General features: G+C 55.6%; 26 protein-coding genes and 1 riboswitch. Of the genes, 7 read left to right on the forward strand and 19 right to left on the reverse strand.

Translation table 11 applies throughout. The annotated features are described in order from the left end of the window. The first annotated feature begins 100 nt into the window (after positions 1-100). From hemN to QZ516_RS03540, 5 genes are all read left to right on the forward strand, one after another. Entirely contained in the window at positions 101-1,492 is a 1,392-nt protein-coding gene (hemN, locus tag QZ516_RS03520; RefSeq protein WP_297186266.1) for an oxygen-independent coproporphyrinogen III oxidase, read from the forward strand. A 64-nt stretch (positions 1,493-1,556) separates the two neighbouring features. Next, positions 1,557-1,655, forward strand: a riboswitch (TPP riboswitch). Positions 1,656-1,707: 52 nt separating this feature from the next. Next, a complete protein-coding gene (locus QZ516_RS03525; protein WP_297186269.1) occupies positions 1,708-3,894 on the forward strand; it encodes a TonB-dependent receptor in 2,187 nt (728 codons plus the stop codon). Between the two features lie 27 nt (positions 3,895-3,921). Further along, positions 3,922-4,170 carry a hypothetical protein gene (locus tag QZ516_RS03530; protein WP_297186272.1) on the forward strand — a complete coding sequence of 83 codons (249 nt, stop codon included), beginning with the start codon at positions 3,922-3,924 and terminating at the stop codon, positions 4,168-4,170. Continuing rightward, a complete protein-coding gene (gene pnuC / locus QZ516_RS03535) occupies positions 4,171-4,785 on the forward strand; it encodes a nicotinamide riboside transporter PnuC (protein WP_297186275.1) in 615 nt (204 codons plus the stop codon). It begins immediately after the preceding gene. Beyond that, positions 4,730-5,497: a choline/ethanolamine kinase family protein gene (locus tag QZ516_RS03540; RefSeq protein ID WP_297186277.1), complete on the forward strand. Its 768-nt coding sequence runs from the start codon at positions 4,730-4,732 to the stop codon at positions 5,495-5,497. The genes pnuC and QZ516_RS03540 overlap by 56 nt, the downstream gene beginning before the upstream one ends. Positions 5,498-5,552: 55 nt before the next feature. On the opposite strand, the gene QZ516_RS03545 is transcribed toward QZ516_RS03540, so the two are convergent. The 16 genes from QZ516_RS03545 to QZ516_RS03620 all read right to left on the reverse strand — a co-directional run bounded on the left by QZ516_RS03545 (position 5,553) and on the right by QZ516_RS03620 (position 21,385). After that, entirely contained in the window at positions 5,553-5,972 is a 420-nt protein-coding gene (locus QZ516_RS03545; protein WP_297186279.1) for a globin family protein, read from the reverse strand. Positions 5,973-5,983: 11 nt separating this feature from the next. Next, positions 5,984-6,352, reverse strand: a complete 369-nt coding sequence (locus tag QZ516_RS03550; RefSeq protein ID WP_297186282.1) for a c-type cytochrome — start codon at positions 6,350-6,352, stop codon at positions 5,984-5,986. A 30-nt stretch (positions 6,353-6,382) separates the two neighbouring features. After that, a complete protein-coding gene (locus QZ516_RS03555; protein ID WP_297186284.1) occupies positions 6,383-6,967 on the reverse strand; it encodes a DUF3365 domain-containing protein in 585 nt (194 codons plus the stop codon). Positions 6,968-7,034: 67 nt separating this feature from the next. Then, entirely contained in the window at positions 7,035-8,348 is a 1,314-nt protein-coding gene (locus QZ516_RS03560) for a cytochrome c3 family protein (protein WP_297186286.1), read from the reverse strand. 16 nt (positions 8,349-8,364) lie between these two features. After that, complete coding sequence (locus QZ516_RS03565; RefSeq protein WP_297186287.1) at positions 8,365-10,410, reverse strand: FAD-dependent oxidoreductase; 2,046 nt, start codon at positions 10,408-10,410, stop codon at positions 8,365-8,367. 282 nt (positions 10,411-10,692) lie between these two features. Beyond that, positions 10,693-11,445 carry a twin-arginine translocase subunit TatC gene (gene tatC / locus QZ516_RS03570; protein WP_297186289.1) on the reverse strand — a complete coding sequence of 251 codons (753 nt, stop codon included), beginning with the start codon at positions 11,443-11,445 and terminating at the stop codon, positions 10,693-10,695. Further along, positions 11,442-11,768: a Sec-independent protein translocase protein TatB gene (gene tatB / locus QZ516_RS03575; protein ID WP_297186291.1), complete on the reverse strand. Its 327-nt coding sequence runs from the start codon at positions 11,766-11,768 to the stop codon at positions 11,442-11,444. The genes tatC and tatB overlap by 4 nt, the downstream gene beginning before the upstream one ends. A gap of 30 nt (positions 11,769-11,798) precedes the next feature. Then, positions 11,799-12,041 carry a twin-arginine translocase TatA/TatE family subunit gene (tatA, locus tag QZ516_RS03580; RefSeq protein WP_297186293.1) on the reverse strand — a complete coding sequence of 81 codons (243 nt, stop codon included), beginning with the start codon at positions 12,039-12,041 and terminating at the stop codon, positions 11,799-11,801. A gap of 18 nt (positions 12,042-12,059) precedes the next feature. Next, complete coding sequence (locus tag QZ516_RS03585; RefSeq protein ID WP_297186295.1) at positions 12,060-12,404, reverse strand: phosphoribosyl-ATP diphosphatase; 345 nt, start codon at positions 12,402-12,404, stop codon at positions 12,060-12,062. Continuing rightward, positions 12,401-12,784: a phosphoribosyl-AMP cyclohydrolase gene (gene hisI / locus QZ516_RS03590; RefSeq protein WP_297186443.1), complete on the reverse strand. Its 384-nt coding sequence runs from the start codon at positions 12,782-12,784 to the stop codon at positions 12,401-12,403. Before hisI ends, QZ516_RS03585 begins: the two co-directional genes overlap by 4 nt. A 57-nt stretch (positions 12,785-12,841) precedes the next feature. Beyond that, positions 12,842-14,452, reverse strand: coding sequence for a ubiquinone biosynthesis regulatory protein kinase UbiB (gene ubiB / locus QZ516_RS03595; RefSeq protein WP_297186297.1), 1,611 nt, complete (start codon positions 14,450-14,452; stop codon positions 12,842-12,844). A 2-nt stretch (positions 14,453-14,454) separates the two neighbouring features. After that, on the reverse strand, positions 14,455-15,117 hold the full coding sequence (locus tag QZ516_RS03600; RefSeq protein WP_297186301.1) for an SCP2 sterol-binding domain-containing protein: 663 nt from the start codon (positions 15,115-15,117) through the stop codon (positions 14,455-14,457). Continuing rightward, a complete protein-coding gene (gene ubiE / locus QZ516_RS03605) occupies positions 15,117-15,866 on the reverse strand; it encodes a bifunctional demethylmenaquinone methyltransferase/2-methoxy-6-polyprenyl-1,4-benzoquinol methylase UbiE (protein WP_297186304.1) in 750 nt (249 codons plus the stop codon). Before ubiE ends, QZ516_RS03600 begins: the two co-directional genes overlap by 1 nt. A gap of 119 nt (positions 15,867-15,985) precedes the next feature. Beyond that, positions 15,986-17,695 (reverse strand): lysophospholipid acyltransferase family protein, encoded by a 1,710-nt coding sequence (locus QZ516_RS03610; protein WP_297186308.1) that lies wholly within the window; start codon positions 17,693-17,695, stop codon positions 15,986-15,988. A 94-nt stretch (positions 17,696-17,789) separates the two neighbouring features. Next, positions 17,790-18,581: a GGDEF domain-containing protein gene (locus QZ516_RS03615; RefSeq protein WP_297186311.1), complete on the reverse strand. Its 792-nt coding sequence runs from the start codon at positions 18,579-18,581 to the stop codon at positions 17,790-17,792. Between the two features lie 107 nt (positions 18,582-18,688). Then, positions 18,689-21,385: a cation-transporting P-type ATPase gene (locus QZ516_RS03620; protein WP_297186314.1), complete on the reverse strand. Its 2,697-nt coding sequence runs from the start codon at positions 21,383-21,385 to the stop codon at positions 18,689-18,691. A gap of 229 nt (positions 21,386-21,614) precedes the next feature. Between QZ516_RS03620 and QZ516_RS03625 the strand changes: the two genes are divergently transcribed. Next, the gene (locus QZ516_RS03625; protein WP_297186316.1) at positions 21,615-22,880 is read left to right on the forward strand and encodes an acetyl-CoA hydrolase/transferase C-terminal domain-containing protein; all 1,266 of its coding nucleotides are present in this window, start codon (positions 21,615-21,617) and stop codon (positions 22,878-22,880) included. Here QZ516_RS03625 and QZ516_RS03630 read toward each other — a convergent pair. After that, positions 22,877-23,584: a DUF3047 domain-containing protein gene (locus tag QZ516_RS03630; protein WP_297186319.1), complete on the reverse strand. Its 708-nt coding sequence runs from the start codon at positions 23,582-23,584 to the stop codon at positions 22,877-22,879. The two genes, QZ516_RS03625 and QZ516_RS03630, sit on opposite strands and share 4 nt — an antisense overlap. A gap of 160 nt (positions 23,585-23,744) precedes the next feature. On the opposite strand from QZ516_RS03630, the gene QZ516_RS03635 reads away from it, so the two are divergent. Next, positions 23,745-24,089, forward strand: a complete 345-nt coding sequence (locus tag QZ516_RS03635; RefSeq protein WP_297186321.1) for a hypothetical protein — start codon at positions 23,745-23,747, stop codon at positions 24,087-24,089. Between the two features lie 46 nt (positions 24,090-24,135). Here the strand turns inward: QZ516_RS03635 and QZ516_RS03640 are convergent, their stop codons facing one another. Further along, positions 24,136-24,525: a DUF971 domain-containing protein gene (locus tag QZ516_RS03640; protein WP_297186323.1), complete on the reverse strand. Its 390-nt coding sequence runs from the start codon at positions 24,523-24,525 to the stop codon at positions 24,136-24,138. A gap of 44 nt (positions 24,526-24,569) precedes the next feature. Beyond that, positions 24,570-25,895, reverse strand: a complete 1,326-nt coding sequence (gene hslU, locus QZ516_RS03645; protein WP_297186326.1) for an ATP-dependent protease ATPase subunit HslU — start codon at positions 25,893-25,895, stop codon at positions 24,570-24,572. Positions 25,896-25,901: the final 6 nt, after the last annotated feature.

Raw genomic sequence — 25,901 nt, forward strand, 5'->3', positions numbered from 1 at the left:
GCAGGGCCTGCCGGTTGATCGAGTGGGTTGATCGACATCAAGACGTCATGGTCGAACCGCTGCTAGGATCAGCCTTTTCCTCAACAGGTTTTTCATTGCAGTGATTTCCGAGAATGGAGTTGTCTGGGATCAGCGTCTGATCGAGCGCTACGATCTTTCCGGGCCGCGTTATACGTCTTATCCCACAGCCCCGCAATTCCATGGGGGCTTTGGCGAGGCAGCGCTGTGTCAGGCGATTGAGCGCAGCAATGCGGCGGGTCGCCCTCTATCCCTGTATTTTCATATCCCATTCTGCAGTACGGTCTGTTACTACTGTGCCTGTAACAAGATCATCACGGCCAATCGCAAGCGCGCCTTGCCCTATCTGGAACGGCTGATCACCGAGGTGGCCTGCCAGGGTGCGTTGTTTGACCGTTCCCGGCCAGTCCATCAGCTGCACTGGGGCGGCGGCACGCCCACTTACATCAGCGATGATGAAAAACGCCTGTTGATGGCCGCCACCCGCAAACATTTCAATCTGCTGGACGATGACAGTGGCGAGTATTCGATCGAAATTCATCCGGGGGATATGGCCGTCAGCACGATCAGCTGTCTGCGGCAGCTGGGCTTTAACCGCCTCAGCATGGGGATTCAGGATTTCGATCCCACAGTGCAGCAGGCAGTCAACCGTTTCAACTCGGTGGAGGAGGTGCGTGCACTGGTGGACGCGGGCCGCGCCGAGGGTTTCCACTCCATTAGCATGGATCTGATCTACGGCCTGCCCCATCAGAGCTGGGACACGTTTAAGCGCACTCTGGACAGTATCATCGAACTCGGTCCAGACCGCCTTTCGGTGTTCAATTACGCCCATTTACCCCATCTGTTCAAGGTGCAGAAACAGATCGACGAAAGCGCGCTGCCCAGTGCGGCTGAAAAGCTGTTGATGATGGAAAGTATCACCCGGATGCTGCTGAAAGCCGGTTATGTCTATATCGGTATGGATCACTTTGCCCGCCCGGACGACGAGCTGGCGGTGGCCCAGCGCAATGGTGTGTTGCAGCGCAACTTCCAGGGTTACTCGACTCACGGCGGCTGTGATCTGGTGGCCTTTGGCGTGTCTGCCATCAGCGCCATTGACAATGTGTTCGCCCAGAATCACAAGCAGATCGAAGATTACCAGGCTGCCATCGACAGCGGCCATCTGCCGGTGGCGCGGGGTTTTGAGCTGAGCCCCGACGACCTGTTGCGCCAGGCGGTGATCAGGCAGTTGATCTGCCACTTTGAGTTGCATTTTGCCGACATTGAGCAACAATTTGGCGTCGTGTTTGCCGACTACTTTGCGGAGGAGTTGTTCCAGCTACGGCCGATGATAGATGATGGCCTGGTGGTTCTCAGCCCGGATGGCCTTCGGGTAACCCCGGCGGGACGATTGTTGATTCGCCGCATCTGTATGACTTTCGATGCCTATATCCACAAATCCAGGTCGGAAATTCGTTACTCCAAAATTATTTAAGTACAGCCATTGAGTTGGTAATTGATTCGCGTAGAATCGCAATTTCACCCGCACATAGCAGATGAGTTTTCCTAAGGGGCGGCGCAAGCCTGAGACATCCTCGGATGAACCCTTTGAACCTGATCCGGATAGTACCGGCGTAGGGATAGGACGCAAAAGTCACCGTTCACTCCTTCCATATCCGGGTCTCTTTAACAGTGTTAATGAGGCTCATCATGATAGACCTCTTTCGAAAAAGGCAATGGCTGGTATTTGTCTGCCTCCTTTCCGGCAGTGTGCTTGCCTCAGAGCTCGAGAATTCGGGGGGCACAGCAGCCGGGACCGAGATCACCAAAGAGACGTTATCCGCTGAAACGATTCAGGAAGTCGTGGTGACGGCTCAGTTTCGCGAGGTCTCTGTGCTGGATACCGGCAACAGTATCAGTGTCCTGGACAGTCAGCAGATTGAACGCCGTCAGGCCCGCCACCTGGATCAGCTCCTGAACCTGGTTCCCAATGTGAATTTTTCCAGCGGTGCATCGCGGGGCAAGTTTATCCAGATCCGTGGTATCGGCGAGCGCAGTCAGTTTATCGAGCCGCTGAATCCTTCAGTAGGTCTGCTGATTGACGGGATTGATTTCAGTGGTATCGGCGGGGCGGCAACAACTCTCGATTTGCGCCAGGTTGAAGTGTTGCGTGGTCCCCAGGGCACGCTCTACGGTGCCAACGCGCTGGCGGGGCTGATCAACATGAAATCAAATAATCCCTCCGACGTATTTGAAGGCCACATTGAAACCTCCATTGCCGAGTATGAAACCCGCACCACCAGCGCGGTGTTGAGTGGACCGATTGCCGATAATCTGGGCTACCGTCTGGCCGTGCAGGGTCACCGCAGTGACGGCTATATCGATAACGAATTTCTCAATCGCAAGGATACCAGCAACATCGATGAGCTCACCGCCCGGGGCAAGCTGCACTGGCGAGTCAGCGACCGGTTGCAGCTGAACTTTACCGGCTTCTACGTGGATGCGGACAACGGTTACGATGCCTTTTCGCTGGATAACACCCGCAAGACGCTCTCCGATCAGCCGGGTAACGACCGCCAGGAGTCCACGGCCTTTGCGGTTGAGAGTATCTGGCAGGCCTCCGAGCAGTTTGAGGTGGTCGGACTGGTCAGTTATGCCGATAGCAACCTTGAATACAGTTATGATGAGGACTGGAGCTTTGCGGCTATCTGTGATGGTCTGCCCTGCGAGGGTTGGGCCTATTCCTCTTTTGATCGCTACCAGCGCAGCCGCTATAACGGCACCCTGGATCTGAAGCTGGTTTCCAGTGAAGCGGGACGTCTTTTCAATGGTGCCAGCGACTGGGTGCTGGGCATTTATTACCGCAGGCAGAATGAGTCGTTGCTGCGCGAATACACCTATGCCGACGGTGATTTCAACAGTGATTTTGACACCCGCAATCGGGCTGTCTACGGCCAGCTGGACACCCGGCTCAGCGACCGTTTAAAGCTGGTCAGCGGGGCGCGAATCGAGTTTCGTCGTGCCGATTATCTGGATAGCGAAGGGGTTCGCCACAATACCAGTGAAAGACTCTGGGGTGGCCGTCTGGCTCTGGAATACAGTCTGACGCCGGAAACCCTGCTTTATGGTCTGGTCTCCCGGGGTTACAAGGCCGGTGGGGTCAACAGCAACCCTGAACTGGACCCCGGTGCGCGGGATTTTGATACCGAATATATGTGGAATATCGAAACCGGCATCAAGGGTGACTGGCTGGATCGCACCCTGCAGGTTCAACTGGCACTGTTTTATCAAATGCGCCGGGATATGCAGGTCAAGCAATCGCTGGTCAAGCCGATTACCGGTGATCTGTGCCCCTGCAGTTTTATTGACACGTTTGATAATGCGTCCAAAGGTCGCAATTACGGCCTTGAGCTGATGTTTGACTGGTTGGCGATGGACGATGTGCAGGTCTACGGTAGTCTCGGCCTGCTCCGTGCTACCTATCAGGATTTTGAAAGCTTGAGCCATGTGGATGCCGATCCGGAAAACAATGTGGCAGTCGATCTCGATGGCCGGGAGCAGGCCCATGCACCTTCCTACCAGTTTTCCCTGGGGGTCGAAGTGGCCTTAACCGGGCAGATGTCGGCGGCACTGGAAATGGAAGGCAAGCAGCAGTTCTATCTGTCCCCGCGGCACAATGCCAAGTCAAACCGCTACGAGCTGTTCAATGCCCGGCTTGAGTACCGGGTGCAACAGTGGGATTTTCTGCTGTGGGGACGTAATCTGACAGACCGGGATGTGATTGTTCGCGGCTTTGGAGGCTTCGGCAATGACCCCCGCAATTTTTATCAGACTGAACCCTACTATCAGTATGGTGAGCCGCGCATCGTCGGTGTCACCGCCAAATACCATTTTTAAGGGCATTACCCCAGGGAGATTTGCCGTATGCAGGTGACTATTGATGTCAGTATGTATCCCAACCGGGAGGACTTTATTCCGCCGATCAAGGGGTTTATCGAGAAGATTAACCGCTATTCGGGGCTTGAGGTGCAGACCTTTCCCACCAGTACGGTGGTGCAGGGTGAATACCAGGCGGCCATGCAGGCGGTACAGGACACTATAGCCGTCTGCCGTGAGGAATTCGGCATGGCGGTGTATGTGCTCAAGGTGATTCCCGGATACGAGGCGCTCTGAATGTCGGACTGGTTGAGCCTGGAAGCACTGGCGGTGGTTTTTTCATTGGCCTATCTCGTGCTGGCGATGCGAGAGAACAGCCTGTGCTGGTTTTGTGCCTTTTTTGGCACGGCTATTTACATCTGGGTATTCGGTGGTGTCAGCCTTTACATGGGCTCGTTGTTGCACGTCTATTACCTGGTGATGGCGGTTTATGGGTGGTACCAGTGGCGTCGCGGCGGTGTCGGGCACCGCGGCGTCAGGATATCCCGCTGGGGGCTAACGCAACACTTGTATGCGTTGCTCGCTGTGTTACTGGCCTCCGCCGTGTCCGGCCACCTGTTGGCCCAACACACCGATGCCCACTTGCCCTATCTGGACTCCTTTACTACCTGGGGCGGGGTGCTGACCACGGTGATGGTGGCCCGCAAGGTTCTGGAAAACTGGCTCTACTGGATTGTCGTCGATGGGGCATCGATCTACCTGTATCTGGATCGCGGGCTTTACCTCACGGCCGGCCTGTTTGCCATTTATCTGGTGCTGGTCGTGCTCGGTTTTATCCGCTGGAGAAAACATTATCTTGAACAACCCTTCGTTGAACGGCGGCGAGAATTTGCTGCACCAGACGTTATCTGAATGGCGGCGCTGGGAAGTCTGTCTGCCAGGTAAACCGTCTCTGGTTAAACCCCTGTCCGGCGGTATTACCAACCTGTCTTATCTGGTGGAAAGTGGCTCCAGGCGCGCCGTGGTGAGAGTCAATACGCCGCACAGCAAGGTGTTGGGGATTGACCGCCAAAGGGAAGAGACGCTGCTTCGCCTGTTGCAGCCCACCGGCTATGTGCCAAAGCTGCTTTATGTGACCGGTGAGGTGCTGGTGACGGAATTTGTCGACGGACGAGTATGGGATGCGGGGACGGTTGATAACGATCATCGGCTAAACCGGCAACTGGTACCCCTGCTCGAAAAAATCCAGGCGTTTCCCAAACCGGCTACAGCCAGCCGTTTCAGTTACCTGAATCACTGTCGACACTACCTCGCCCAGCTGGCCGTTCGCCCCGCGGCGGCAGATGCAATCGAAGAACATGCCGCGGCTATCGATGCGAGTTCCTGGCAACCGGTTATCTGTCACCATGACCTGATACCGGAAAATATCATCGATACGGGTCGTGGCCCGGTGATACTGGACTGGGAATATGCCGCCTGGGGGCACCCCGCCATGGATCTGATACGGCTGGGTGTTGTTGCAAGCCATCACAGCGCCGAGGATCGCCTCAAACTGCGGGATCTCCAGCGCGGCATGGACGCTCTCTGGTTGGCGCTGACGGATCAGTTGGCGGGCGTCGTTTAAACCTGGCGATTATTGGGCATTCGGCCACCCCATGCCGCCTGATCCGTCCGGGAGCTCAGGCGGAGACCTCCTTGTGAGCCGCCGCAATCATGGTGGATGCGAGGATGCCGTAAGCGACTATCCATGCTTCCTTTACGTCATCGGTAAAGCTGTCGCCTAGGCCGGTTTGCAGGGTTTCGATCAGCGCACTGCCGACGGTATCGTAATGGGCGTCCTCAACACCGTAGGCGAGATGACGCTTGCCCATGGCTTCCACTACGGGTACCAGTTCGTCGAGTCGATCCAGCATGCGCACCGCAGCGCCGATCATTTCCATCAGCTTTTTGCCCTGCTCCCCCATATTTCCCTTGAACAGGGGTTTCAGGGTCGGATCAGCGGCAAACAGGTTGTTGTAGAACAGCGAGGCTGCGGTATCGGCAATCGGTTCCACCTTGGCCCAGGAGGTTTTGCAGGCATGTATTTGCTCGGGTGTCATGGATATATCCTCTATTGTGGTTGGGTGGCCAGCTGCGAAAGCATATAGCTGACCGCCTGTGCCATTTGTTCATCGGTTAATGTTGAACCACCGCGGGCGGGCATCAGCCCGTAACCGTCGATGGCATGTTGAACAAGGGTTTCCTCCCCCTGGCTGATCCTGGGCGCCCACATCCTGTCGTTGCCGATGATGGGTGCGCCATTGATGCCCGATGCGTGGCAGACGCGACAGTTGGCTTTTACCAGTGGTTCACCGGGGTGGGCCGAAGGTGGTGCCTGCCTGTCAGTTGTACTGCCGTCGACGGATGAGTCCGGCTTGTCGGAGCAGGCCGGCAAGCCGAGACAAAAAACAGCAGCGATCACACATTTTTTGTTCAACATAGGGCCACCAGACTCAGAAATTCCGATCAGTTAAAGGGGAACGCGGATAACCACACCACCCATCACGTCGCCGATATCGAAGTCGGTTCTGGGGGAGTCCTTGTGATCGTTATGGCAGGTTGTGCAGGCGGGGGAGACGGCGACATCGGGATATACCGCCGTAAAGTAGGTCACGTCACCCAGCTTTTCCTCGCCGTAGAAGTTTTCACCGGGATTGTCCACGGTGTATTGCAGGCCCTCTTCTTCAAGGGGGGTCTTGGGTGCATTCTGCTTGTTGATAGGCCACAGGGATTGCAGCGAGTAGGTGAATTCATCGGTCACTTCCGCAACGGCCTCCGAGCCTGCCCGGAACATCTGCGCCGGCAGTAATGCCCCGTTTTCTATTTCCTTCCAGTGTTCATCGGGCTTGATGGCACCCGCGCCATTGGGTCCCAGGCGCTGAATGATCAATTTGGTGTAGTTGGCCCGGTCGGCATTCATGACCGCAAACAGTGAGTCAGTATAGAGTTTCGGCGGTATGCCTGCCTTTGCTGGAGGTGCTTCATTACAGGCGGTAATAACAAGGCTACTGGCGAGCAGTGTAGTCATGATGGCTATTTTTTTGACGTGTTTCATGGTGAATTCCTCGTGGTTTCAGAGTAATGACATGGGAGGTAAGTGGTGGTTACAGCCGTGAATTGCATCAGTCAGCCACCCGTTTGAGTGACCAGTCGATGGACGGAATATGGGTGGCTGGTTTGCCGTTGAAGTTGTTCCTGATCAGTGCCGGGTCAGCCAGGGCGTCAATGGAAAAGCCGAGGTTGTGGCATTGCATGCAAACCGGCCGGATCATCTTTTCATTGGGGCGCAGGCTGTGGTTCTGGTTGTGATTGACCTGTACCACCGTTTCCCCATCGACGATGTTCTCCTCTCTCGGCATATGACAGGTGGCACAGCTGACGGCCTGTTCCACCGGAATGACACCGGCGATGGCCCGGGTTAACAGCTGTCCGTGGGGCGAACTGGCAAATCCCCGCGAGTGGTCATCGTTATGGCAGGTCAGGCAGGCTTCGCTGGCGGCAAACAGGGTGTCTGTCCGGTGTGCACTGTGGCAGCTGTTGCAACCCTGTTGCAGAGACAATGCCGTCTCCTTGAAGGGCAGTTTGGAATCAGCAGGGCGAATAGCGGGCAGGGACTGGGCCAGTCGCATACCGTGTTTGCCCGATTTATAGCTTTCGGCTTCGTGAATATGGCAGGTCTGGCATTGCGCAATGCCGGGTTTCTCGAGCCATTCACCGGAGCTGACATCACTGTGACAGCCACCGCAGTCCACACCGGCATCGGCATGATTGCTGCCAGACCATGCTTTATGGATATCCGGGTGGGCCGCTTTCTGCTCGGGGAATGTCGGTTGTTGTTCGGGTACGCGCTTGCTGGCGAGAATGGCGGCGCCGTTGGGGTTGGTGAGGCGAGCCATTTCTTTCAGCCATGGCCCCGAGTGGTTGTGGACGAGGAAGTCTTCAAAGAGTGCCCGGTTGTCGTGATAGTTGTGGCAGCCTGCGCTGGCGCAGCTATCAAAGGCCAGATCCCGATGGCTTTCCCGGTCATCGCCGATGTCGGTGTGACAGTGAAAACAATAATCCTCTGGCAGGGTCACCCCCATCGGGGCAGTGATTTCTTTGCGGTGCTCGGTGTGACAACTGACACAGTAGCGGGCATCCACCACGCTGAGCCGGTCTGCATTGCGCGGGTCGGTAAACTTCTTTTTGGGGTGCGTATCGTTGGCCTCTGCCAGCTCCGCACCATGGCAGCCGACACAGGCTTCCTGGATCAGCTCTGGACCACCAAAGGCCTCTGTATGGCAACTGCTGCAGGCCAGTTCGATCTGGAAGTGCCCATGGCTGGTCTCGCCGATCAGAAGTGCCTGTTTATTGTCGGCTTTGAGCAGGATATAGCCGTAGTAGCCGGCTATCGCCAGCGTGACAAGAATCCATGTGGCCCAGATGAATTTTTTCAATGCACCGGCCTCTGCATCAGTAGTAATACACGGTGAGGATATGGACAGCCAAAAGAACGGGCAGGGGCCACGACACAATGATGTGCAGCCATTGCATAGACCTTCTTGTGCCCTGCGCGGCCCCTGTCCGCAGTTTGTGGCCAAGGCCAATGGCACCACTGGTAAAGGCGCCCATCAGGAGTACTGCCAGAAAGTTAACGATCAGCAATTGATTGAGATTTGATCCCAGGTGAAAACCGCTGTGAAATACCAGTGTGATACAGCACAACACCCCCAGCGAGGCATGGACCAGACGCCATCCAGAGAACTTGCCCATCCAGCGCCAGGACAGGCGTTTTCGCAGTGACATCAGCAAACCGATAGCGGTCAGGCCCAGCAGAGTAAAGCCCGTGACCTGTTTCCAGAATTTGTCATTCCAGATGCCCTCGAACCAGCCCTGTTGTTGAACGCTGTCGGCTACTTTTGCTTCCGGCCAGAAGGCGAGCAGTGCCACCAGTGCGATGGCCAGCAGTGCCCCCGCGGTGAGCGTGGTGGCCCCGGATTCCCTCTCCATACCGGCAACGCCCAAAAGCTGTTGCAGCAGGGGCTTGCACGAACCGCAGACGGTGCCGGCCCGGGTGCAGTCCTGGAGTTCAGCCAGTGTGCTGCAATGGTTGCCTATGGCGCTGGACAGTACGCCGTAACTGATATTGTTGCACTGGCAAATGATCGTGCCGCTGGGCCAATTGCCGATATCGTCACCGCTCTTGCCCCACAAGGTACCGGTCAGATAAAACCGCAGCAGGTGCCAGAACCGGATTTTGCGTGCATTCTGATAGGCTTCCTGGATACGTCGGGACTCTGGCCAGTTGCCAATAGCCACCGCGCCGATGATCTTGCCCCTGAGCAGCACCAGCTTCCGGTAGGCCCCGCTGGACTTGTCAAAATATTGAAGTTCTCTCTGGAAGGGTCTGCTGGGTAAATCACTGATTTCCCCGAGACTGCAGACATCGGTGCCGACCACCTTGAGGTGACTGATAGCCATGGAGCCGAGATAGCGCGGCAGGTTCTCCTGTGGTTCGCTGGCAATGATTTCCGCGGTCACCGCCGCCTGTTCGTAACCGGGGTTGACCAGCCCATAGGTGACGCCCAGGTGTTCACAGCACTCACCGATAGCAAAAATATCGGGATCCGATGTCCTCATCTGGTCATTGACCAGAATACCAGTGCCCACCGGGATGCGGGCTTTTCGAGCCAGTTCCAGGTTCGGCGTGATACCGGTACAGAACAACACGGTATCGCAGTGAATCGTCTCGCCGTCCCGGGTGATGACCCCGGTGACATGCTCAAAACCCTCCACTGAGCGCACACCGGAGTGGGTGATAACCTCGATACCCAGTGCGCGGACTTCGGCTTCGAGAAGCGCCGCTGCCTGCTCATCCAGCTGCCGGTTCATCAGTCGCGAACTCTGCTGAACCACGGTGACTCTGGTATTGAATTTGAGCAGCCCCTTGGCGGCCTCCAGCCCCAACAGGCCACCGCCCACCACGACAATATGACGAGAGCGGAGGATTCGCGCATAGAGACTTTCGGTGTCCTTGAGACTGCGAAAACTGAATACGCCCTGGCGCTCGATACCTGGAATATTGGGAATATGAGCGCGGGCACCGGTGGCCAGCACCAACTTGTGATAGTGGAAGCGGGTGCCGCTGGCATCGGTAACAGTTTTCCGTTCGCGGTCAATTTCCACGATGGCGGCGCTGGTGAACTGAAAGTTGGGGTGATTGCCGAGAGCGGGCAGTGGCAGATCGATATCATCCCGGTTAATCTCGCCGGCCAATAGGGCCGAGAGCTGAATGCGGTTGTAGGGCTTACAGGCTTCGTCACCGAACAGGTGAACAGCCAGTTGGGGTTTTCTGGCGAGAAGATCGTGGGTAAAGCGCATGCCGACGGGACCGGCGCCTATGACAATAACGCCGACGTCATTGGGGGACGCCTGTGCCAGTACCCGGGTGCTGGCGTCAGGGGGTTCACAATAACCAATAGTGTTCGATGCTGTGGCGACCATTCGTTGCCTGTTCAATAAAAAAAGCCTGTCGAACCACTGTTGGCACAAGTGACTCGGCAGGCTTCATTACCTGGAACTTGATGTGTTGCCGCTACCCGGCAAGAACGAGATTCTGGGGCGGCTATCTATGTCGATGCATAATGGATGCCAATCTTAAAAATACGTTTAATGCATTGAAAAATATAGTTTTATCTTGTTATCGGGAGAAGTCGAAAGGCGGGCCGGAGCAGAAAGCGTGCACTGTTTTTGCCACAGGGGTGGCGTTAATGGTGCACTTGCCATAGATGATAAAGCGGGTCAGGCCTGATTGTCGTCAGCGGTAGTTGAGCGGGGTTTGATACACCGGCCAAACAGGATACCCACTTCAAATAATAGCCACATGGGTACGGCAAGCAGGGTCTGGGACAGAACATCCGGGGGAGTGAGCAGCATACCGAATACAAAACAGATAACAAACACATAGGGACGTTTGTTAGCCAGTTGGTCCGGTTCGATAATACCCATCCAGGTCAGGATTACCACGCCGATTGGAATTTGAAAACTGATGCCAAACGCAAAAAACAATTTCAGGACGAAATCCAGATAGCTGCGAATATCCGTCATGACGGCCACGCCTTCCGGGCCGACACTGGTGAAGAACATAAAGACCAGTGGGAATACCACGTAGTAAGCGAAAGCCATGCCGCCGTAGAACAGCAAAACGCTGGAAAAAAACAGGGGTAGCACAATTTTCTTTTCACGCTGGTAGAGCCCGGGGGCAACGAAGGCCCATACCTGATAGAGAATAAAGGGCATAGCGGCAAAGAGTGACAGCACCAGCGTCAATTTAAAGGGTGTGAGAAACGGTGACGCGACATCGGTGGCAATCATCGATGAGGTGTCGGGCAGGTGCAGCCTGAGGGGTTCCGAAATGTACAGGTAGAGGTCGTTACTGAAGGAAAAAAGCCCCAGAAAGATCAACAGCACCACAATCACAGAACGCAGCAGACGGTTGCGCAATTCAATGATATGGCTGATGAAGGGTTGGCTCAGCAGTTTTTCTTCACTCATGGTTTGGTTTCGTCGGGCGTGTCAGCTGTCTCGGTTGACCGTTCATCAGTGTCAGGTTTGGTGTCCTGTGGGCTGGGCCGGTCTTCGAACTCCGCTTTGGCGTTTTTCAGGTCACGCATCAGTTTCTCGTTGTGCAACTGCCGGCGAATGTCATCCATGCCGACTTCGTTTTCGAGTTCCTGGCGGACGGAGGAAAATGTCTGGCGGATCCGGCCAATCCAGAGGCCCATGGTGCGCAGGGTCTGGGGCAGACGCTCAGGACCCATGACAACCAGGGCCACAACGGCGATGACTAATAATTCGGCAAAGCCAATATCAAACATACGGCAATATCCGCAAGGTCGCTGTCACGCCTACTGGTCTGTGGTTTTCTTTTCGCCGGTCGACGCGGCACTGTCATCGGTATTTATCTGGGTGTTAGCCGATTTACCATCGTCGAGGTGTTCCGGTTCCTTGTCCGAATCGCCGGACATGGATTCCTTGAACCCTTTGACCGCACCACCAATGTCAGTGCCGATACCACGAAGCTTTTTGGTGCCAAAAATCAGCGCCACGATAATCAGAATAATTAATAGTTCCTGCCAGCCGAAGCCCATAATTCTCTCTCTTGTCAATCAGGTTGAATTGCGTTGCGCTTTCTCTTCGAGGCCCGATAGATTGAAGCGTCGTTCCAGTTCCCTGAGAACCGGTTCAGGGCCCTCACCGAGATGGGACAGCATCACCAGCGAGTGAAACCAAAGATCTGCAGTTTCATAGATCACTTTGCTGTTGTCATGGGTGGCCGCTGCATCCTTGGCAGCCAGAATCGTTTCAGTACACTCTTCGCCCACCTTTTCCAGGATTTTGTTCAAACCCTTGTGGTGCAGGCTGGCCACATAAGACTCCTGATGCGAGTAGCCTTTGCGATCTTCCAGTATCTGGCTTAACCGGGTCAATATATCATCACGGCAATTGTTCATGAATAAATGTCTCTGGGATCTTTGATAACAGGGTCCACCGTGTGCCACTGTCCGTCTTTCAGGACACGATAAAAACAGGATGTGCGCCCCGTATGGCAGGCGATGCCGCCGAGCTGTTCAACCTGTAACACGATAACATCGCCGTCGCAGTCCAGGCGAATTTCTCCGACCCGTTGAATATGACCCGATTCCTCACCCTTGCGCCACAGTTTGCGACGGGAGCGGGACCAGTACACAGCGCGACCTTCCGCGGCGGTGAGTGTCAGAGCCTCCCGGTTCATCCAGGCCACCATCAGAATACGACCCGACGCGGCATCCTGCGCAACAGCGGGCAGCAGGCCATCTTCATTCCAGGTGATTTGATCGAGAAAGTCAGTCATGGCGGCCATTATGACAGTTGTGGTTGGATCGGCAATACGGATTTTTCAGGGCGAACGTCAGCGCACTATCAATAACAGCACACCGATTCCCACCAGAGCCAGGCTGCCGACGGACATTTGCTGGATGGTAGCCGTCCATTCGGGAAAAGCGCTGCCCAGGCCGATACCGATCAGTGCTGCGCCGAGCAGGGTTCGCCGGCGCAGTCCCGACCTGACCGGGACACTGGCGGGAATTTCCTTCAGGCCAGCTTCTTTCGTCTGTAAGTGTTCCAGGGTCTGAAAGACCAACTGGGGTAACTGGGGAAACTGCTCCAGCCATTCCGGGCCGTGGCGTTTGAGCTGTTCCATCAGGGCGTTTGGCTTGAAGCGTTCTTTCAGCCAGCGCTCCAGAAAAGGGTGAGCCGTGGCCCACAGATCCAGGTCTGGGTACAGTTGACGGCCGAGGCCCTCGATATTGAGCAGGGTCTTCTGCAGCAACACCAGCGATGGCTGTACTTCCATATCGAAGCGCCGGGCGGTGCGAAACAGGTTGACCAAGAGCAGTCCAAAGGAGATTTCGCGCAAAGGGCGCTCAAAAATGGGCTCGCAGACAGTGCGTATGGCGGCGGCAAACTCACCCACATGGGTGCCCTCCGGAACCCAGCCCGACAGGACATGGAGTTCTGCCACCTGTTGATAGTCGCGGCGGAAGATGGCCAGTAGATTGCGGGCCAGATAATACTGATCGGCTTCGGTCAGGGTGCCCATAATGGCGCAGTCCACCGCCAGGTATTTCGGTTGCTGTGGGTCCGCTGGATCCACAAATATATTGCCGGGATGCATGTCGGCATGAAAGAAATTGTGCTCGAACACCTGGGTGAAAAAGATTTCCACGCCGCGTTCGGCAAGTACTTTGAAGTTGGTCTCGTGCTGCTGCAGGGTGGTGATATCCGTGACCGGTATCGCGTAGATGCGCTCCATCACCAGGACTTTTTCATTGGTGTGTGACCAGAACACCTCGGGTACGTAGAGTAGCGGGGAGCGATCAAAATTACGTCGTAACATGGAGGCATTGGCGCCTTCCCGTTGCAGATTGAGTTCATCGAAAATGGTGTTCCGGTAGTCACTGACCACCTCTGTCAAACGCATTCTCCGGCCATCGACGGTATTGGTTTCGAGCCAACGGGCCATGGTGAACAGCAGCCTGATATCCTGGTCAATGGTTTTTTCGATACCGGGCCGAATGGCCTTGACGACCACTTCTCGTCCGTCATGCAGCGTCGCTGCGTGGACCTGTGCCACGGAGGCGGAGGCCAGGGGCTCCCGGTCAAAGTGCAGAAACAGCTTGTCGACACTGTTCTCGAGCGCCTGCTCGACAATGGCGACGAAATGGGCTTTGTCGAAAGGCGGAACATTGTCCTGCAGTTTGTCCAGTTGTTGGCAGATATCCGATGGGATCAGATCCGGCCGGGTAGACAGCAATTGGCCGAACTTGATGAAAATGGGCCCGAGATCTTCCATGGCCTGCCGCAATCGTTCGCCACGCGGTTGTTTTGGTTCGGGTAGCAGCCGATTGAGCTTCAGAAGTAGCCGGACGCTCCAGGGCAGTCTGTCTGCATCGAGAAAGGTGTCCAGTCGGTAACGAATGGTGGTGCGCAGGATCGTGCTGAGCCGACGGATTCTTGACATGGCTAGTCGCTGTTCTTGGATTGGGGGGCTAGCTTGAGGCTGAGTCTGTTGGTGCGGGCAGCCAGTCGGTCCACATCCGTACTCAGTTGGCGAACCTGTGTCCTGAAATGTGCCACTTCGTTGGCACTGGGGGTCAGTCGTATTTCCTCCTGGGCGAATTCAGCGGCGGCACTGGTGGCGCGTTTGGCTGCCTGTGTCTGCCACGCTGCCGCACTGCGCAGGGACTCTCCCACCAGATGGGCAGGCACATCGCCAATCAGTTTTGCCAGTGCGGCCTCCCAGTCTACATCCAGGTGTTTGAGAATCCGGCGTATCTGCCGGAGCAGGTCGTGGTCGCCCTCTACTTCGACACCCGTGCCGTAAAAGGAGATTTTGTCCTCACTGTTCGTCGCCAGTGCCGCGAGTGACAGGGCGGTTCCCCGCAGGCTGGTATTTGCCGTTCCCTCATAACGGGAGAGCAGGCTGACACTGTCTTCTCCGAAAATAACGTAGAAAGTCAGTGGCGGAAGGGTGCAGTTGATTTCAAGAACCTGCCCGTTCATTTCGCCGAGGGCTTTCCGGGTGGCGGAATCGTATTTCAGGCCACTGTTGACAGCCGTTTCCACAGCCATGAGTGCAGAGCTGTGCAGCGCCTGCAGCGGATTGTGTTTCAGGAAATCAAACATCAGGGTTTGAAACCCCGATGAAGGGCAACGATCCCGCCGGTCATGTTGTGATAGTCGAGGTTGACGAAGCCTGCATCCGCCATCATCGTTTTCAGGGTTTCCTGGTCCGGGTGCATGCGAATGGACTCCGCCAGATACTGATAGCTGTCCGCGTCGTGGGCGACCAACTGACCGATTCTCGGCAACAGGTTGAAAGAATAAAAGTCGTAGACCTTGCCCAACAGGCCGCTGGTGGGAGTGGAGAATTCCAGCACCAGCAGTCTGCCACCGGGTTTCAGCACCCGAAGCATGGATTGCAGGGCCAGGTCTTTGTCGGTGACATTGCGCAGGCCGAAGGCGATGGTGATGCAGTCAAAGGTATTGTCGGGGAATGGCAGATACTGGGCATCGGCCTGTGCATAGCGGACGTTGCCCGCTGCACCGCGATCCGTCAGCTTGTCACGGCCCACCTTCAGCATGGAGTCGTTGATGTCTGCCAGTACCACTTCACCGCTGGGGCCCACCAGCCGTGAAAATTTAACGGTCAGGTCGCCAGTGCCACCGGCGATATCCAGTACCCGCTGGCCGCTGCGCACCCCGGACAACTCGACGGTGTAACGTTTCCAGAGCCGATGGATGCCACCGGACATCAGGTCGTTCATCAGGTCGTATTTGCCGGCCACGGAGTGAAATACATCCGCCACATGGTCGGCTTTTTCCTGCACGGGAACGGTTTTGAAACCGAAATGGGTGGTTTTGTTGTCAGTCATCGCCCAACGCCGGATTGAGAAAGGTCGACATTGTACACTGGCACTGCCGGGGTGTCCCTTGGTGAGACGTTAATCAGCAGGTTTTCTGATCGCAATCAATTCCCCGTAAGCCCGGGTAGTCAGGGGATGTAACGCTCCCGTTTGGCGGGTTTGAGGCGAGCCAGATCGACGACAATAAGTCCATCCACACAGTTGGCAAAGGCCGGGTCGATATTGAACCCGGCAAACTGGACGCCGCCCAGCTCACAGACCTCGGTGTACTGTTTGAACAGGGTGGGAACACTGAGGTTCATATGGGCCAGTTCGCTCTTCAGCTGGGTGAATTCTTCCCGCTGATCCACACCGGGGAATTTCTCGGCCAGTTCGGTCAGGCGATCCTGGTTGATGCGATAGGGCAGCATCGGTTCGGCCAGGTGTTGCAGGCTGGGATAGTGGCGGCTGTAGAAATACACCAACATTTCCATGGCCCATTCGGGGTAGCTGTTACTCAGCGTCACCGGTCCAAACAGATAGCGGTAGTGGGGGTTTTTACCCAGAAAAGCACCGATTCCGTACCACAGGTAATCCAGGCTGCGACGGCCCCAGTATTTTGGTTGCACAAAGCTGCGCCCCAGTTCCAGCCCCTGTGACAGGTAGGGTTTCATGCCAGGGGCATAATCAAACAGCTCTGCGGAGTAGAGATATCCCCGCCCCATAGTGTCCAGGCAAACCGAAGCATCACAGAACCGGTAGGCCCCGGCGATTTCCAGTTCTTCCTCATCCCACAGCAGTAGATGAAAATAGTGGTGATCGTACCCGTCGATGTCGCGGCGGCTGCCGGTACCTTCTCCCACCGCCCGGAAGGCAATTTCCCGCAACCGGCCCACTTCCCGCATGATCAATGAATCGGGCTGGTAGCGGTACAGGTAGATCTGTTTGCCATCACCGGTACTGCCCAGCCATTCGCACTGTTTGACTGCCTCCCGCAGCAGTGCCCGGTTTTCCGGGTGGGCAATGGCGCTGACCGTATTGAAAATTCCTTTTTTGTCCTGGCCAATGCGGTACAGGTGGCGTTTGAACAGTTTACTTTTTTCCCGCAATGGCACATTGATGCGCTGGTAGCAGTCATAGCTGACCGGTTCGCCGATGCGAACGTCCACGCAGTTCCTGGCCTGTTTGAACATCTCTCTCACCAGCAGCAGGGTGGAGAGCGGTTTGGCGACCAGTGACACACTGTAGAACAGCGCCGAATTGCGACCGTCCACGAATACCGGCAGAACCGGTGCCTTGCTGTTGATGGCCATGCGCAGGAAACCGTTGCGCCAGTCGCCATCGCGGATGCCCTGGGGACCAAAGCGGGATACCTCGCCGGCGGGGAAAATAATGATCGCCCCTTCCTTGTCCAGGTGTTCACGGATGGCGGTCAGATTCTGGCGCGTGGTATTGCCGCCCATGTTGTCCACGGGCAGTAGCAGACTATGCAGCGGCTTGATGGTGAACAGCAGTTCGTTGGCCACAACCTTGACGTCCGGGCGGGTTTCCCTCACCAGCTTCAGTAGTGCCAGGCCATCCAGTGAGCCAATGGGGTGATTGGCAATGATGACGACCCGACCCTGGGCTGGAATACGGTGCCGTTCGTGGTCGCGCACGGTGTAGCGGAAATCGAAGTAGTCCAGCACCTGTTCGACAAAGTCGAAGCCGTGAAGGTGGGGATAATCCTGCTCGAACTGCTGGAAACTCTGTTCCCGGAACAGCATCCTCAGCACCCGGATAACCGGGCGCACCAGTTTGGGGTGGCGCTGGTAAAAGCCGGGGTAGCGGTCCTGGATGAAGAGTTCGATGTTGAGCATGCGCTGGTTTCTCCTTTTCGAACCAGCTTAGTGCGTCAATATGACAGATTATGGATAGACAGGTGACAGACTTGTGACAGCGCTCGCCGGAGGGTCAGGCCGCCGCTTCGGTGACTTCTTCTCCGTGGAACATGGCGCAACCCTTGCCCGCTTTTTTTGCCAGGTACATGGCGCTGTCGGCCTCATTGATGAGGTGTTCTGTCTGTGAGGTCGCTGCGGCTGTGTCGAGAAACCGTATCCCGATACTGGTAGAGACCTTGAGTTCCTTGCGGTCAAAGGATAGGGGTGTACTGATGGTGCTAATCAGCCGCTTTGCAATCAGCTCCACTTTTTTCAGAGCGGCGCTGGACTCCTGGCCCAGGTCGCTGAGAATAACGATGAACTCATCGCCACCCAGCCGCCCCACAATATCTTCGGTGCGGGTCATCGACTTGAGCCGTGTGGCAATTTCTACCAGTATTGCATCGCCAGCCTCATGGCCGAACCGGTCATTGACAGGTTTGAAACCGTCCAGATCCAGCACCAGCAAGGCGCCGAAAACGTTATGCCGTAAACAGCCGGCGAGGGTCTTCTCCAGGTGCTGGTAAATAAGCCTGCGGTTGGCCAGCTGGGTGAGCGGGTCGAGGCAGGCCATATACTCTATCTGATGCAGGGTGTCGTTGTGCGCTTTAACAAAAGGTTTGACCACCCAGAAGTAAATAATGGGGGTAGATAAAACCACCAGCGAAAAAGCATTCAGGGTGGCTTCCTGAAAGGCGGAGATGACTGGGGGAAAGGTGTGCAGGAAGGCCATTACCAGAAACTCGGCACCTGAGACGATGCCGACAATTCGAACAGTGACCTGTGCTTTACTGGGTAGGTCAATGGTTTTTCCGTGTCGGATCATTGGCTTTGTTTCTGGTTATTGTTCACATAGACCAACTTATCACACTTGATCCATCAATTCATGGGTAGTCCTTTTATGGTTAATCTGTGTCGGCTTTTTGTCTAAAATCAGCTGAATCTTGCCTTCGATAGATTCAATCGAAGTTGTTTTTCAATTTCCAGAATAACAAATACGGCGAGGCCAATGGCGACAATCAGCAAGCCGTCAGTCACTGATACCGACTCGGTATTGAAAATCGATTGCAGGCCTGGCAGATAGGTGATCAAAAATTGAGCCAGCGTAACCAAAATAACCGCGATCCATATTACCTTTGTGCCGCGTACAGCCCGCCAGGTCAGTGATGCGCCGTAGATGTTGCGAATGAAGAAGAGGCTGAATATCTCCATGACAACCAAGGTATTCATTGCCATGGTCTGAGCCATGGCAATGTTATAGCCGCGCTCAATGGCATAAGTGTAAATACCAAATACACCACATACGAACAGGCTGCAAATAAACAGAATCTGCCATACCCAGATACCGCTCAGTAGCGGTGTACCCTGGGGGCGAGGGGGGAGACGCATGGTGTTTTCTTCTGTCGGCTCAAAAGCCAGGGCGATACCCAGCGTGACGGCCGTGATCAGATTTACCCAGAGAATCTGAATGGCTGTGATGGGCAATGCCATCCCCAATAACAGTGCTATCACAATAGGCATCGCTTCGCCAACGTTGGTGGGCAGAGTCCAGCTGATGACCTTTTTTATGTTGTCATAGACGGTTCTGCCTTCCCGGACAGCGGCCACGATGGAGGCAAAATTATCGTCTGCCAGCACCAGTTCGGCAGCCTCTTTTGCGGCTTCACTGCCTTTTCGTCCCATGGCAATGCCGACATTGGCCCGCTTCAGGGCCGGGGCATCGTTGACCCCGTCTCCGGTCATGGCAACAACTTTGCCCTGTGCCTGCAGCGCCATCACCAGTCGCAATTTGTGCTCCGGGCTGGTGCGGGCAAAAATATCGGTATCGACCACAGCAGACGCCAGATCAGCATCGGTCATTTGATCGAGGTCCACGCCGGTCAATACCTTGTCCGGATTTTCCAGCCCGATCTGTCGGGCGATGGCGGCGGCAGTGCCCGCGTGATCGCCGGTGATCATCTTCACCTGAATACCGGCCTGATGACACTCGGCTACTGCGGTAATGGCCCCTGCGCGGGGCGGGTCCATCAGACCCACCAGACCCAGCAGGGTCAGTCCGTCCGTCACATCCGTCATTTCCAATGAAAGGTGCTGTGGTTTGACTTCCTTGATGGCAAGGGCCAGCACACGCAGGCCCTTTGCTGCCAGGTCTGTGCTGCTTTGATGCCATCGATTCTGGTCGAGTGGCGCAGTATTTCCCGACTGGGTGGACTCATGACTGCACATGGCCAGGATTTGTTCGGGAGCACCTTTGACAAAAATAGCCGCTTCCCCTTCATGGTTATGGTTGAGGGTCGCCATAAAGCGATGCTTGGCGTCAAACGGAATGGTATCTGTCCTTGCCCAAAGGCCCTGCTCAGCGTGCCTGTCAATTCCAGCTCTGCCTGAAAAGGCCAGTAGCGCCGCCTCCATGGGGTCTCCCTCTATATCCCAGTTTTCCTCCTTCTCATGCAGGGCGCCGTCATTGCAAAGTGCGGCTGTCCTTCCCATTGATGTGAGTACCGGATGATCCTCCTGGTTGATGGCGATCTCATCAATATGCACCGTACCAGAGGGCGCATAACCTTCACCGTCCACTGTCAGCAATCGGTGCTGGATAACAACGGTGGTGATATTCATCTCGTTTCGAGTCAAGGTACCGGTTTTATCAGTACAGATAACTGATACGGAGCCTATCGTTTCTATTGCTGGCAGGCGACGCACAATGGCATTCCTCCTGGCCATGGTTTGAACGCCGATAGCCAGGGTAATTGTCAATACTGCCGGGAGGCCTTCCGGTATGGCGGCTACAGTCAGGCCAACGACTGCCATGAAGAGTGCGTCAAAGGTCTGTTGCTGAATGACGATACCGAAGGCCAGTATGAGACTGGCAACGGTGAGTATCATTGCGGTAAGCCACTTTGAGAAAGTCGCCATCTGGGCCACGAGCGGTGTTGTCAGTGTTTCTACCGTAGAGAGCAGGCCGCTGATACGACCTATCTCAGTAGCGCCGGCGATGGCTGTAACTACCCCTGTGCCCTGACCACTGGTAACCAATGTTCCACCGAATGCCATGCAGCTGCGGTCGCCCAGAGGTACCTCCTGCTGGATGGCTGCAGTCTGCTTCTCCACCGGCAGTGATTCGCCGGTAAGAATGGCTTCCTGGATTTGCAAACCATGGGCCTTGATCAGTCGTAAGTCCGCGGCCACCTTGTCGCCGGGCTCCAGTAATACAATATCTCCAGGTACCAGTTGCTCGGCAGGTATAGTGTGTCGCCCGCCATCCCTCAGCACCGAGGCATTCGGGGACAACATCCGGTTGATGGCATCCATGGCCTTCTCGGCCTTGCCCTCCTGAATAAAACCAATCAGGGCATTGACGATCACTACTGCCAGGATGACAGCCGTGTCGATCAGGTGGCCCAGTAAAAACGTGATCACTGCTGAGCCGAGTAACACATAAATAAGCACATTGTGAAAATGCACAAGAAACCGCATGATCGGCCCGCGCCCTTCGGCTTTCGGGAGGCTGTTGGGGCCGAAGCGGGCTGCTCTGGTCTCGGCTTCGCTTGCGCTTAAGCCCTGGGGCGAGGAACCCAGCTCAGATAATGTGTCTTCGTAGGTGCGTTGGTACCAGGTTTCTGTTTCCATAAAATATCTGAGACCACTATAGGCTGTAGTTCGGGTTCATTGAGTCGTCATGGTAGCCAGTGTTGGGAGGTGTCCTCGCCCCGAGCCTGGAACATTAATTTTGGCGGCGCGAGCAAGGTACGGTGTATCAGAATAAAAACTGTCATTCTGGCATCAAAAAAGCAGCTGTCTCCAGTAAGATGGCAATCCTGTACGCTGATCAGCAGTATACCTTGGAGGAACTATAACAATGGCCGTAGTTTGTAGCACAGTTGAAGAAGCCCTGGCGCCGATAAAATCCGGTGACAGGGTCTGGTGCCATTCTATGGCAGCAACACCCTACAGGCTACTGGAAGCGCTGGCCGTACATGTTTTGAGCCTTGAAAACGTCACACTGCTTCAGCTTCATCTGGAGCATGCTGAAGCGGTCTGCCAGCCCCAACTTGAAGGGCATTTGCGCAATCGCTGTTATTTTGTCAGCCACAGCACCCGGGAGCTGGTGAATACCGGCAAGGCGGATTACGTACCCATCTTCCTTTCGGAAATCCCCAAACTGTTGCGCAGCGGTCGCCAGCCCATTGATGTCGCCCTGATTCAGGTGTCGCCCCCGGACCGTCACGGCAATTGCTCGCTCGGTGTCTCCGTAGAGGCCACCCTGGCAGCTTGCAACGTGGCAAAAACCGTGATTGCCCAGATTAACCCGCAGATGCCCCGCACTCACGGTGATGCAGCCATTTCATTGAAATCCATCGACTTTGTTGTGGAGATCGACAGCGAGATTCCCGCCTATCCGCCCACTGTGCCAAAGGACGAACACCTGCAGATTGGTGGCCATGTGGCAGAGTTGATTCGCGATGGCGACTGCCTGCAAATGGGCATTGGCGCCATTCCGGATGCGGTGCTGGCGCACCTCGGTAACCATCGGCATCTGGGGATCCATACAGAAATGTTTTCCAGTGGTGTGCTGCCACTGGTGGCATCCGGGGTGATCGACAACAGCAACAAGGTGATTCAACCGGGTAAAATTGTCACCAGCTTTGTACTGGGTTCCGATGCTCTGTACGATTTTATCGCTGATAACACCGAGGTGCTTTTTCTCGATGTGGAATATGTCAACAACCCGGCAGTCATTCGAAAAAATGCTCAGGTGGTATCGATCAACAGTGCGATTCAGATCGACCTGTCCGGTCAGGTCTGTGCGGATTCCATTGGCGGAAAGGTTTATTCGGGTTTTGGTGGGCAGGTGGATTTTGTGACCGGTTCCCAGCTTTCAGAGGGCGGTCGCTCTATCATTGCGATGCCATCCACGGCGCTCTCTGGCAGTCAATCGCGCATTGTCAGCCACCTCTCGGGCGGCGCCGGTGTGGTGACGTCGCGCGCCCAGGTGGATTTCATTGTGACCGAGTATGGTGTTGCACACCTGCATGGTCGCAGTCTTCGCGAGCGGGCAGAGCGATTGATTGCCATTGCACATCCGGATTTCCGGGAGGCCCTGGCAAAATCTGTCAATTTCTAGTCGCCGGCTTCGGATGCAGCTGAAAACCAGATATCGCCATACCAGGCCCGGGCACTGAGGCCGGTGTTGTCGGTATCGGTCATCAGGGCGACAGCCGCGATCTCCCCGGGTTCTTCACCGAACAGACGTCGATAATCGGCCAGTACATCCCGTTGTTCCTGTACCCATTGATCCTGCAACCCGCCACTACCCCGGACGGCGATCATCCGGGCATTTGAGGTAAAGGCATTGGACCACTCACTGCCTGCGGGCTGATTGCTGGACCAGACATAATTGATCGCACGGGTGCGCCAGAACCTCAGACCACCGGAAAATACCACATACAGCCGCGCCTGATAATCATCGCCGGCCTTGTGGCGCTCATTGTTGCCAGTCAGCAGGTCGTTGACTTTCCAGGACCAGTTCAGCAGCGGCGTCTGTTTCAGATCAATGGCTATTTCCCGGTAAAGGCCCGAGGCGCTGGCGCGACTGTCAGCCCGCAGCACCTGTCGACCGTCATCGGTAACCAGCGCATAATCGGTTTTTCCGGCAAACACTTTGGTGTTCCACTGATCGAGCTGACCTTCGGAAAAGTTGCCGACATCGATTCGGTCAACCTCGGCGAACGCTATCCCCGAACAGGGCAACAGTGCAGTGATCAGCGAGATTTTCAGCCATACCGCCACTGCTCGACAGGTTGTTGGTGATGAAAGAGATGGGAGCATAGGAATATCCGAACAAGGAGGGTAGCCTGGTCAGCTGTCCAATAAGGCAACAGGTTAGTGTGGATTGCGGGGCCGGGCAACTCGTCAGGCGCACCGAAATCTGTAGGGCGGGAGCAAACGGTTTGGTGCTCGCTTCGTCAGAACAGGTAGCATCGTATTTATGCAGCAATTACCGGGGGAACTCACGACCATGGCGCGCCGCAGGCTTAAATACCTGGGGTTGGCATTGCTGCTGGCATTGTCACTGGGGATTGCACTCGCCCTGTACCTTGCTTCCGCAGTGGGTGCTGTGATTGCACTGGTGGTCGGTTACCTTGTCTGGAGATTATTTATTCTGTTGATTGATCGGCAGCTGGCATTGACCTGCAGTATTTGTCGGCGGCGGGGATTGGCCGAAATACCGGGGCTGCCCTGTCAACTGCCGGAATACCAATGCCGTGCATGCGGGGCACGCTTCAAGCAGGGCCATCCCGTCCCGACGGTGCAAACCGATAAAACCGACTAAACAGCGACTTGCCAAGCCAGTTTGCAGCGTGGCGGGGATGAAACACCTAATGCCGGGTGGGGCTGATCAACTTGACGACCTGGCGGTCCGGTTCGCGAAACTCTCCGGCTGCCTCCAGCGCTGACAGATAATCCTGCCAGTAACGCTCGTTGTTGATGGCAAGGTCGCGCAGATAGTCCCAGGTGAAAATACCGCTGTCGTGACCATCACTGAAGGTCACCTGCAGGGCATAGTTTCCCGAAGGGGCCACATGGGTGATACGGACACCATGTTTTCCCGACTGCAGTATTCCCTGTCCCTTGCCGTGTCCGCGAACTTCCGCGCTGGGGGAGTGGACCCGCAAATACTCTCCCGTCAGTGTGAACCGGCTGCCATCGGCATATTCCAGCAGCAGGCTGCCTTCCTCAAGGTTCAGTTTGATTTTTTCTGGTGTCATCGCGGCCACACTGCCGGTTTTATCCGGCCCCTGTTATCCGGCATCTAGAGAATGAATCGGGACAAATCTTCATCCCGGGAAATTTCATTCAGGTATTTATCGACATAGGCACTGTCAATATCGATGGGCTCGCTTTTTTCGCCGAGGTCAGAGGCTTCGAATGACATTTCCTCCAGCAGACGCTCCATGATGGTATGCAGGCGTCGGGCACCGATATTCTCCGTCCGCTCATTGACATCAAAGGCAATTTCCGCAATACGCTTTACGCCATCGGCGGTGAAACGGATGCGGAGCTGTTCGGTCGCCAGCAGCTCCCGGTACTGCTCGGTCAGAGACGCGCTGGGCTCGGTTAGAATTCGTTCAAAGTCACCGCTGGTGAGGGATTCAAGTTCTACCCTGATGGGCAACCTGCCCTGCAGCTCCGGAATCAGATCCGAGGGTTTGGAGAAGTGGAAAGCACCGGATGCGATAAACAGGATATGGTCGGTTTTGATCATGCCGTATTTGGTGGAGACGGTGCAGCCCTCAATCAATGGCAGTAAATCCCGTTGCACACCTTCCCGGGAAATGTCGGTACCGGAGGTTTCGCCGCGCTTGGCCACCTTGTCAATTTCATCGATGAAAACAATGCCGTTCTGCTCTGCAACAGTTACCGCGCGAACTTTCAGTTCGTCATCATTGACCAGCTTTGCCGCTTCGTCCTCGGTGAGTTTTTTCATGGCCTGTGCCACGGTCATTTTTTGCCGACTGGTTTTGTTTTTTCCCAGGTTGGAAAACATGCTTTGCAGCTGGTTGGTCATCTCTTCCATGCCGGGCGGCGCCATGATTTCAACGCCCACCGGCGACGCATTGACCTCGATTTCGATTTCCCGGTCATCCAGTTCACCCTGGCGGAGCTTTTTGCGGAATACCTGCCGGGTACCTGACTCCGTTTCCGTCTGTTCCTTGTCCCGGGCAGGGGGCAACAGGACATCGAGGATGCGTTCTTCGGCAGCGTCCATGGCGCGGTGCTGGACTTTCTGCATTTCCTGTTCACGCAGCTGCTTCACCGACGTCTCCACCAGATCGCGAATAATCGATTCCACATCCTTGCCCACATAGCCCACCTCGGTGAACTTGGTGGCTTCCACCTTGACAAAGGGCGCGTCCGCCAGCCGGGCCAGTCGACGGGCGATTTCAGTTTTACCCACCCCGGTGGGGCCGATCATCAGAATGTTCTTCGGTGTTACTTCATTGCGCAACTCTTCTCTGAGTTGCATACGGCGCCAGCGGTTGCGTAGGGCAATGGCTACAGCGCGCTTGGCCGCATCCTGTCCAATGATATGGCTGTCGAGTTCATGGACGATTTCACGGGGGGTCATATTAGACATGTCTTG

The organism is uncultured Porticoccus sp. (genome assembly GCF_913061305.1).
GTDB lineage: Bacteria > Pseudomonadota > Gammaproteobacteria > Pseudomonadales > Porticoccaceae > Porticoccus.

What these genes read in the sequence shown, in the direction of transcription:
- QZ516_RS03620 (WP_297186314.1), bottom strand. Translation starts at nt 21,385, where the DNA reads ATGGAAACAGAAACCTGGTACCAACGCACCTACGAAGACACATTATCT.
- QZ516_RS03600 (WP_297186301.1), bottom strand. Translation starts at nt 15,117, where the DNA reads ATGTTTGATTTCCTGAAACACAATCCGCTGCAGGCGCTGCACAGCTCT.
- QZ516_RS03610 (WP_297186308.1), bottom strand. Translation starts at nt 17,695, where the DNA reads ATGCTCAACATCGAACTCTTCATCCAGGACCGCTACCCCGGCTTTTAC.
- QZ516_RS03530 (WP_297186272.1), top strand. Translation starts at nt 3,922, where the DNA reads ATGCAGGTGACTATTGATGTCAGTATGTATCCCAACCGGGAGGACTTT.
- ubiB (WP_297186297.1), bottom strand. Translation starts at nt 14,452, where the DNA reads ATGTCAAGAATCCGTCGGCTCAGCACGATCCTGCGCACCACCATTCGT.
- QZ516_RS03630 (WP_297186319.1), bottom strand. Translation starts at nt 23,584, where the DNA reads ATGCTCCCATCTCTTTCATCACCAACAACCTGTCGAGCAGTGGCGGTA.
- hisI (WP_297186443.1), bottom strand. Translation starts at nt 12,784, where the DNA reads ATGACTGACTTTCTCGATCAAATCACCTGGAATGAAGATGGCCTGCTG.
- pnuC (WP_297186275.1), top strand. Translation starts at nt 4,171, where the DNA reads ATGTCGGACTGGTTGAGCCTGGAAGCACTGGCGGTGGTTTTTTCATTG.
- tatC (WP_297186289.1), bottom strand. Translation starts at nt 11,445, where the DNA reads ATGAGTGAAGAAAAACTGCTGAGCCAACCCTTCATCAGCCATATCATT.
- QZ516_RS03545 (WP_297186279.1), bottom strand. Translation starts at nt 5,972, where the DNA reads ATGACACCCGAGCAAATACATGCCTGCAAAACCTCCTGGGCCAAGGTG.
- QZ516_RS03635 (WP_297186321.1), top strand. Translation starts at nt 23,745, where the DNA reads ATGCAGCAATTACCGGGGGAACTCACGACCATGGCGCGCCGCAGGCTT.
- tatA (WP_297186293.1), bottom strand. Translation starts at nt 12,041, where the DNA reads ATGGGCTTCGGCTGGCAGGAACTATTAATTATTCTGATTATCGTGGCG.
- QZ516_RS03525 (WP_297186269.1), top strand. Translation starts at nt 1,708, where the DNA reads ATGATAGACCTCTTTCGAAAAAGGCAATGGCTGGTATTTGTCTGCCTC.
- hslU (WP_297186326.1), bottom strand. Translation starts at nt 25,895, where the DNA reads ATGTCTAATATGACCCCCCGTGAAATCGTCCATGAACTCGACAGCCAT.
- QZ516_RS03615 (WP_297186311.1), bottom strand. Translation starts at nt 18,581, where the DNA reads ATGATCCGACACGGAAAAACCATTGACCTACCCAGTAAAGCACAGGTC.
- ubiE (WP_297186304.1), bottom strand. Translation starts at nt 15,866, where the DNA reads ATGACTGACAACAAAACCACCCATTTCGGTTTCAAAACCGTTCCCGTG.
- QZ516_RS03555 (WP_297186284.1), bottom strand. Translation starts at nt 6,967, where the DNA reads ATGAAACACGTCAAAAAAATAGCCATCATGACTACACTGCTCGCCAGT.
- QZ516_RS03550 (WP_297186282.1), bottom strand. Translation starts at nt 6,352, where the DNA reads ATGTTGAACAAAAAATGTGTGATCGCTGCTGTTTTTTGTCTCGGCTTG.
- tatB (WP_297186291.1), bottom strand. Translation starts at nt 11,768, where the DNA reads ATGTTTGATATTGGCTTTGCCGAATTATTAGTCATCGCCGTTGTGGCC.
- QZ516_RS03640 (WP_297186323.1), bottom strand. Translation starts at nt 24,525, where the DNA reads ATGACACCAGAAAAAATCAAACTGAACCTTGAGGAAGGCAGCCTGCTG.
- QZ516_RS03625 (WP_297186316.1), top strand. Translation starts at nt 21,615, where the DNA reads ATGGCCGTAGTTTGTAGCACAGTTGAAGAAGCCCTGGCGCCGATAAAA.
- QZ516_RS03585 (WP_297186295.1), bottom strand. Translation starts at nt 12,404, where the DNA reads ATGAACAATTGCCGTGATGATATATTGACCCGGTTAAGCCAGATACTG.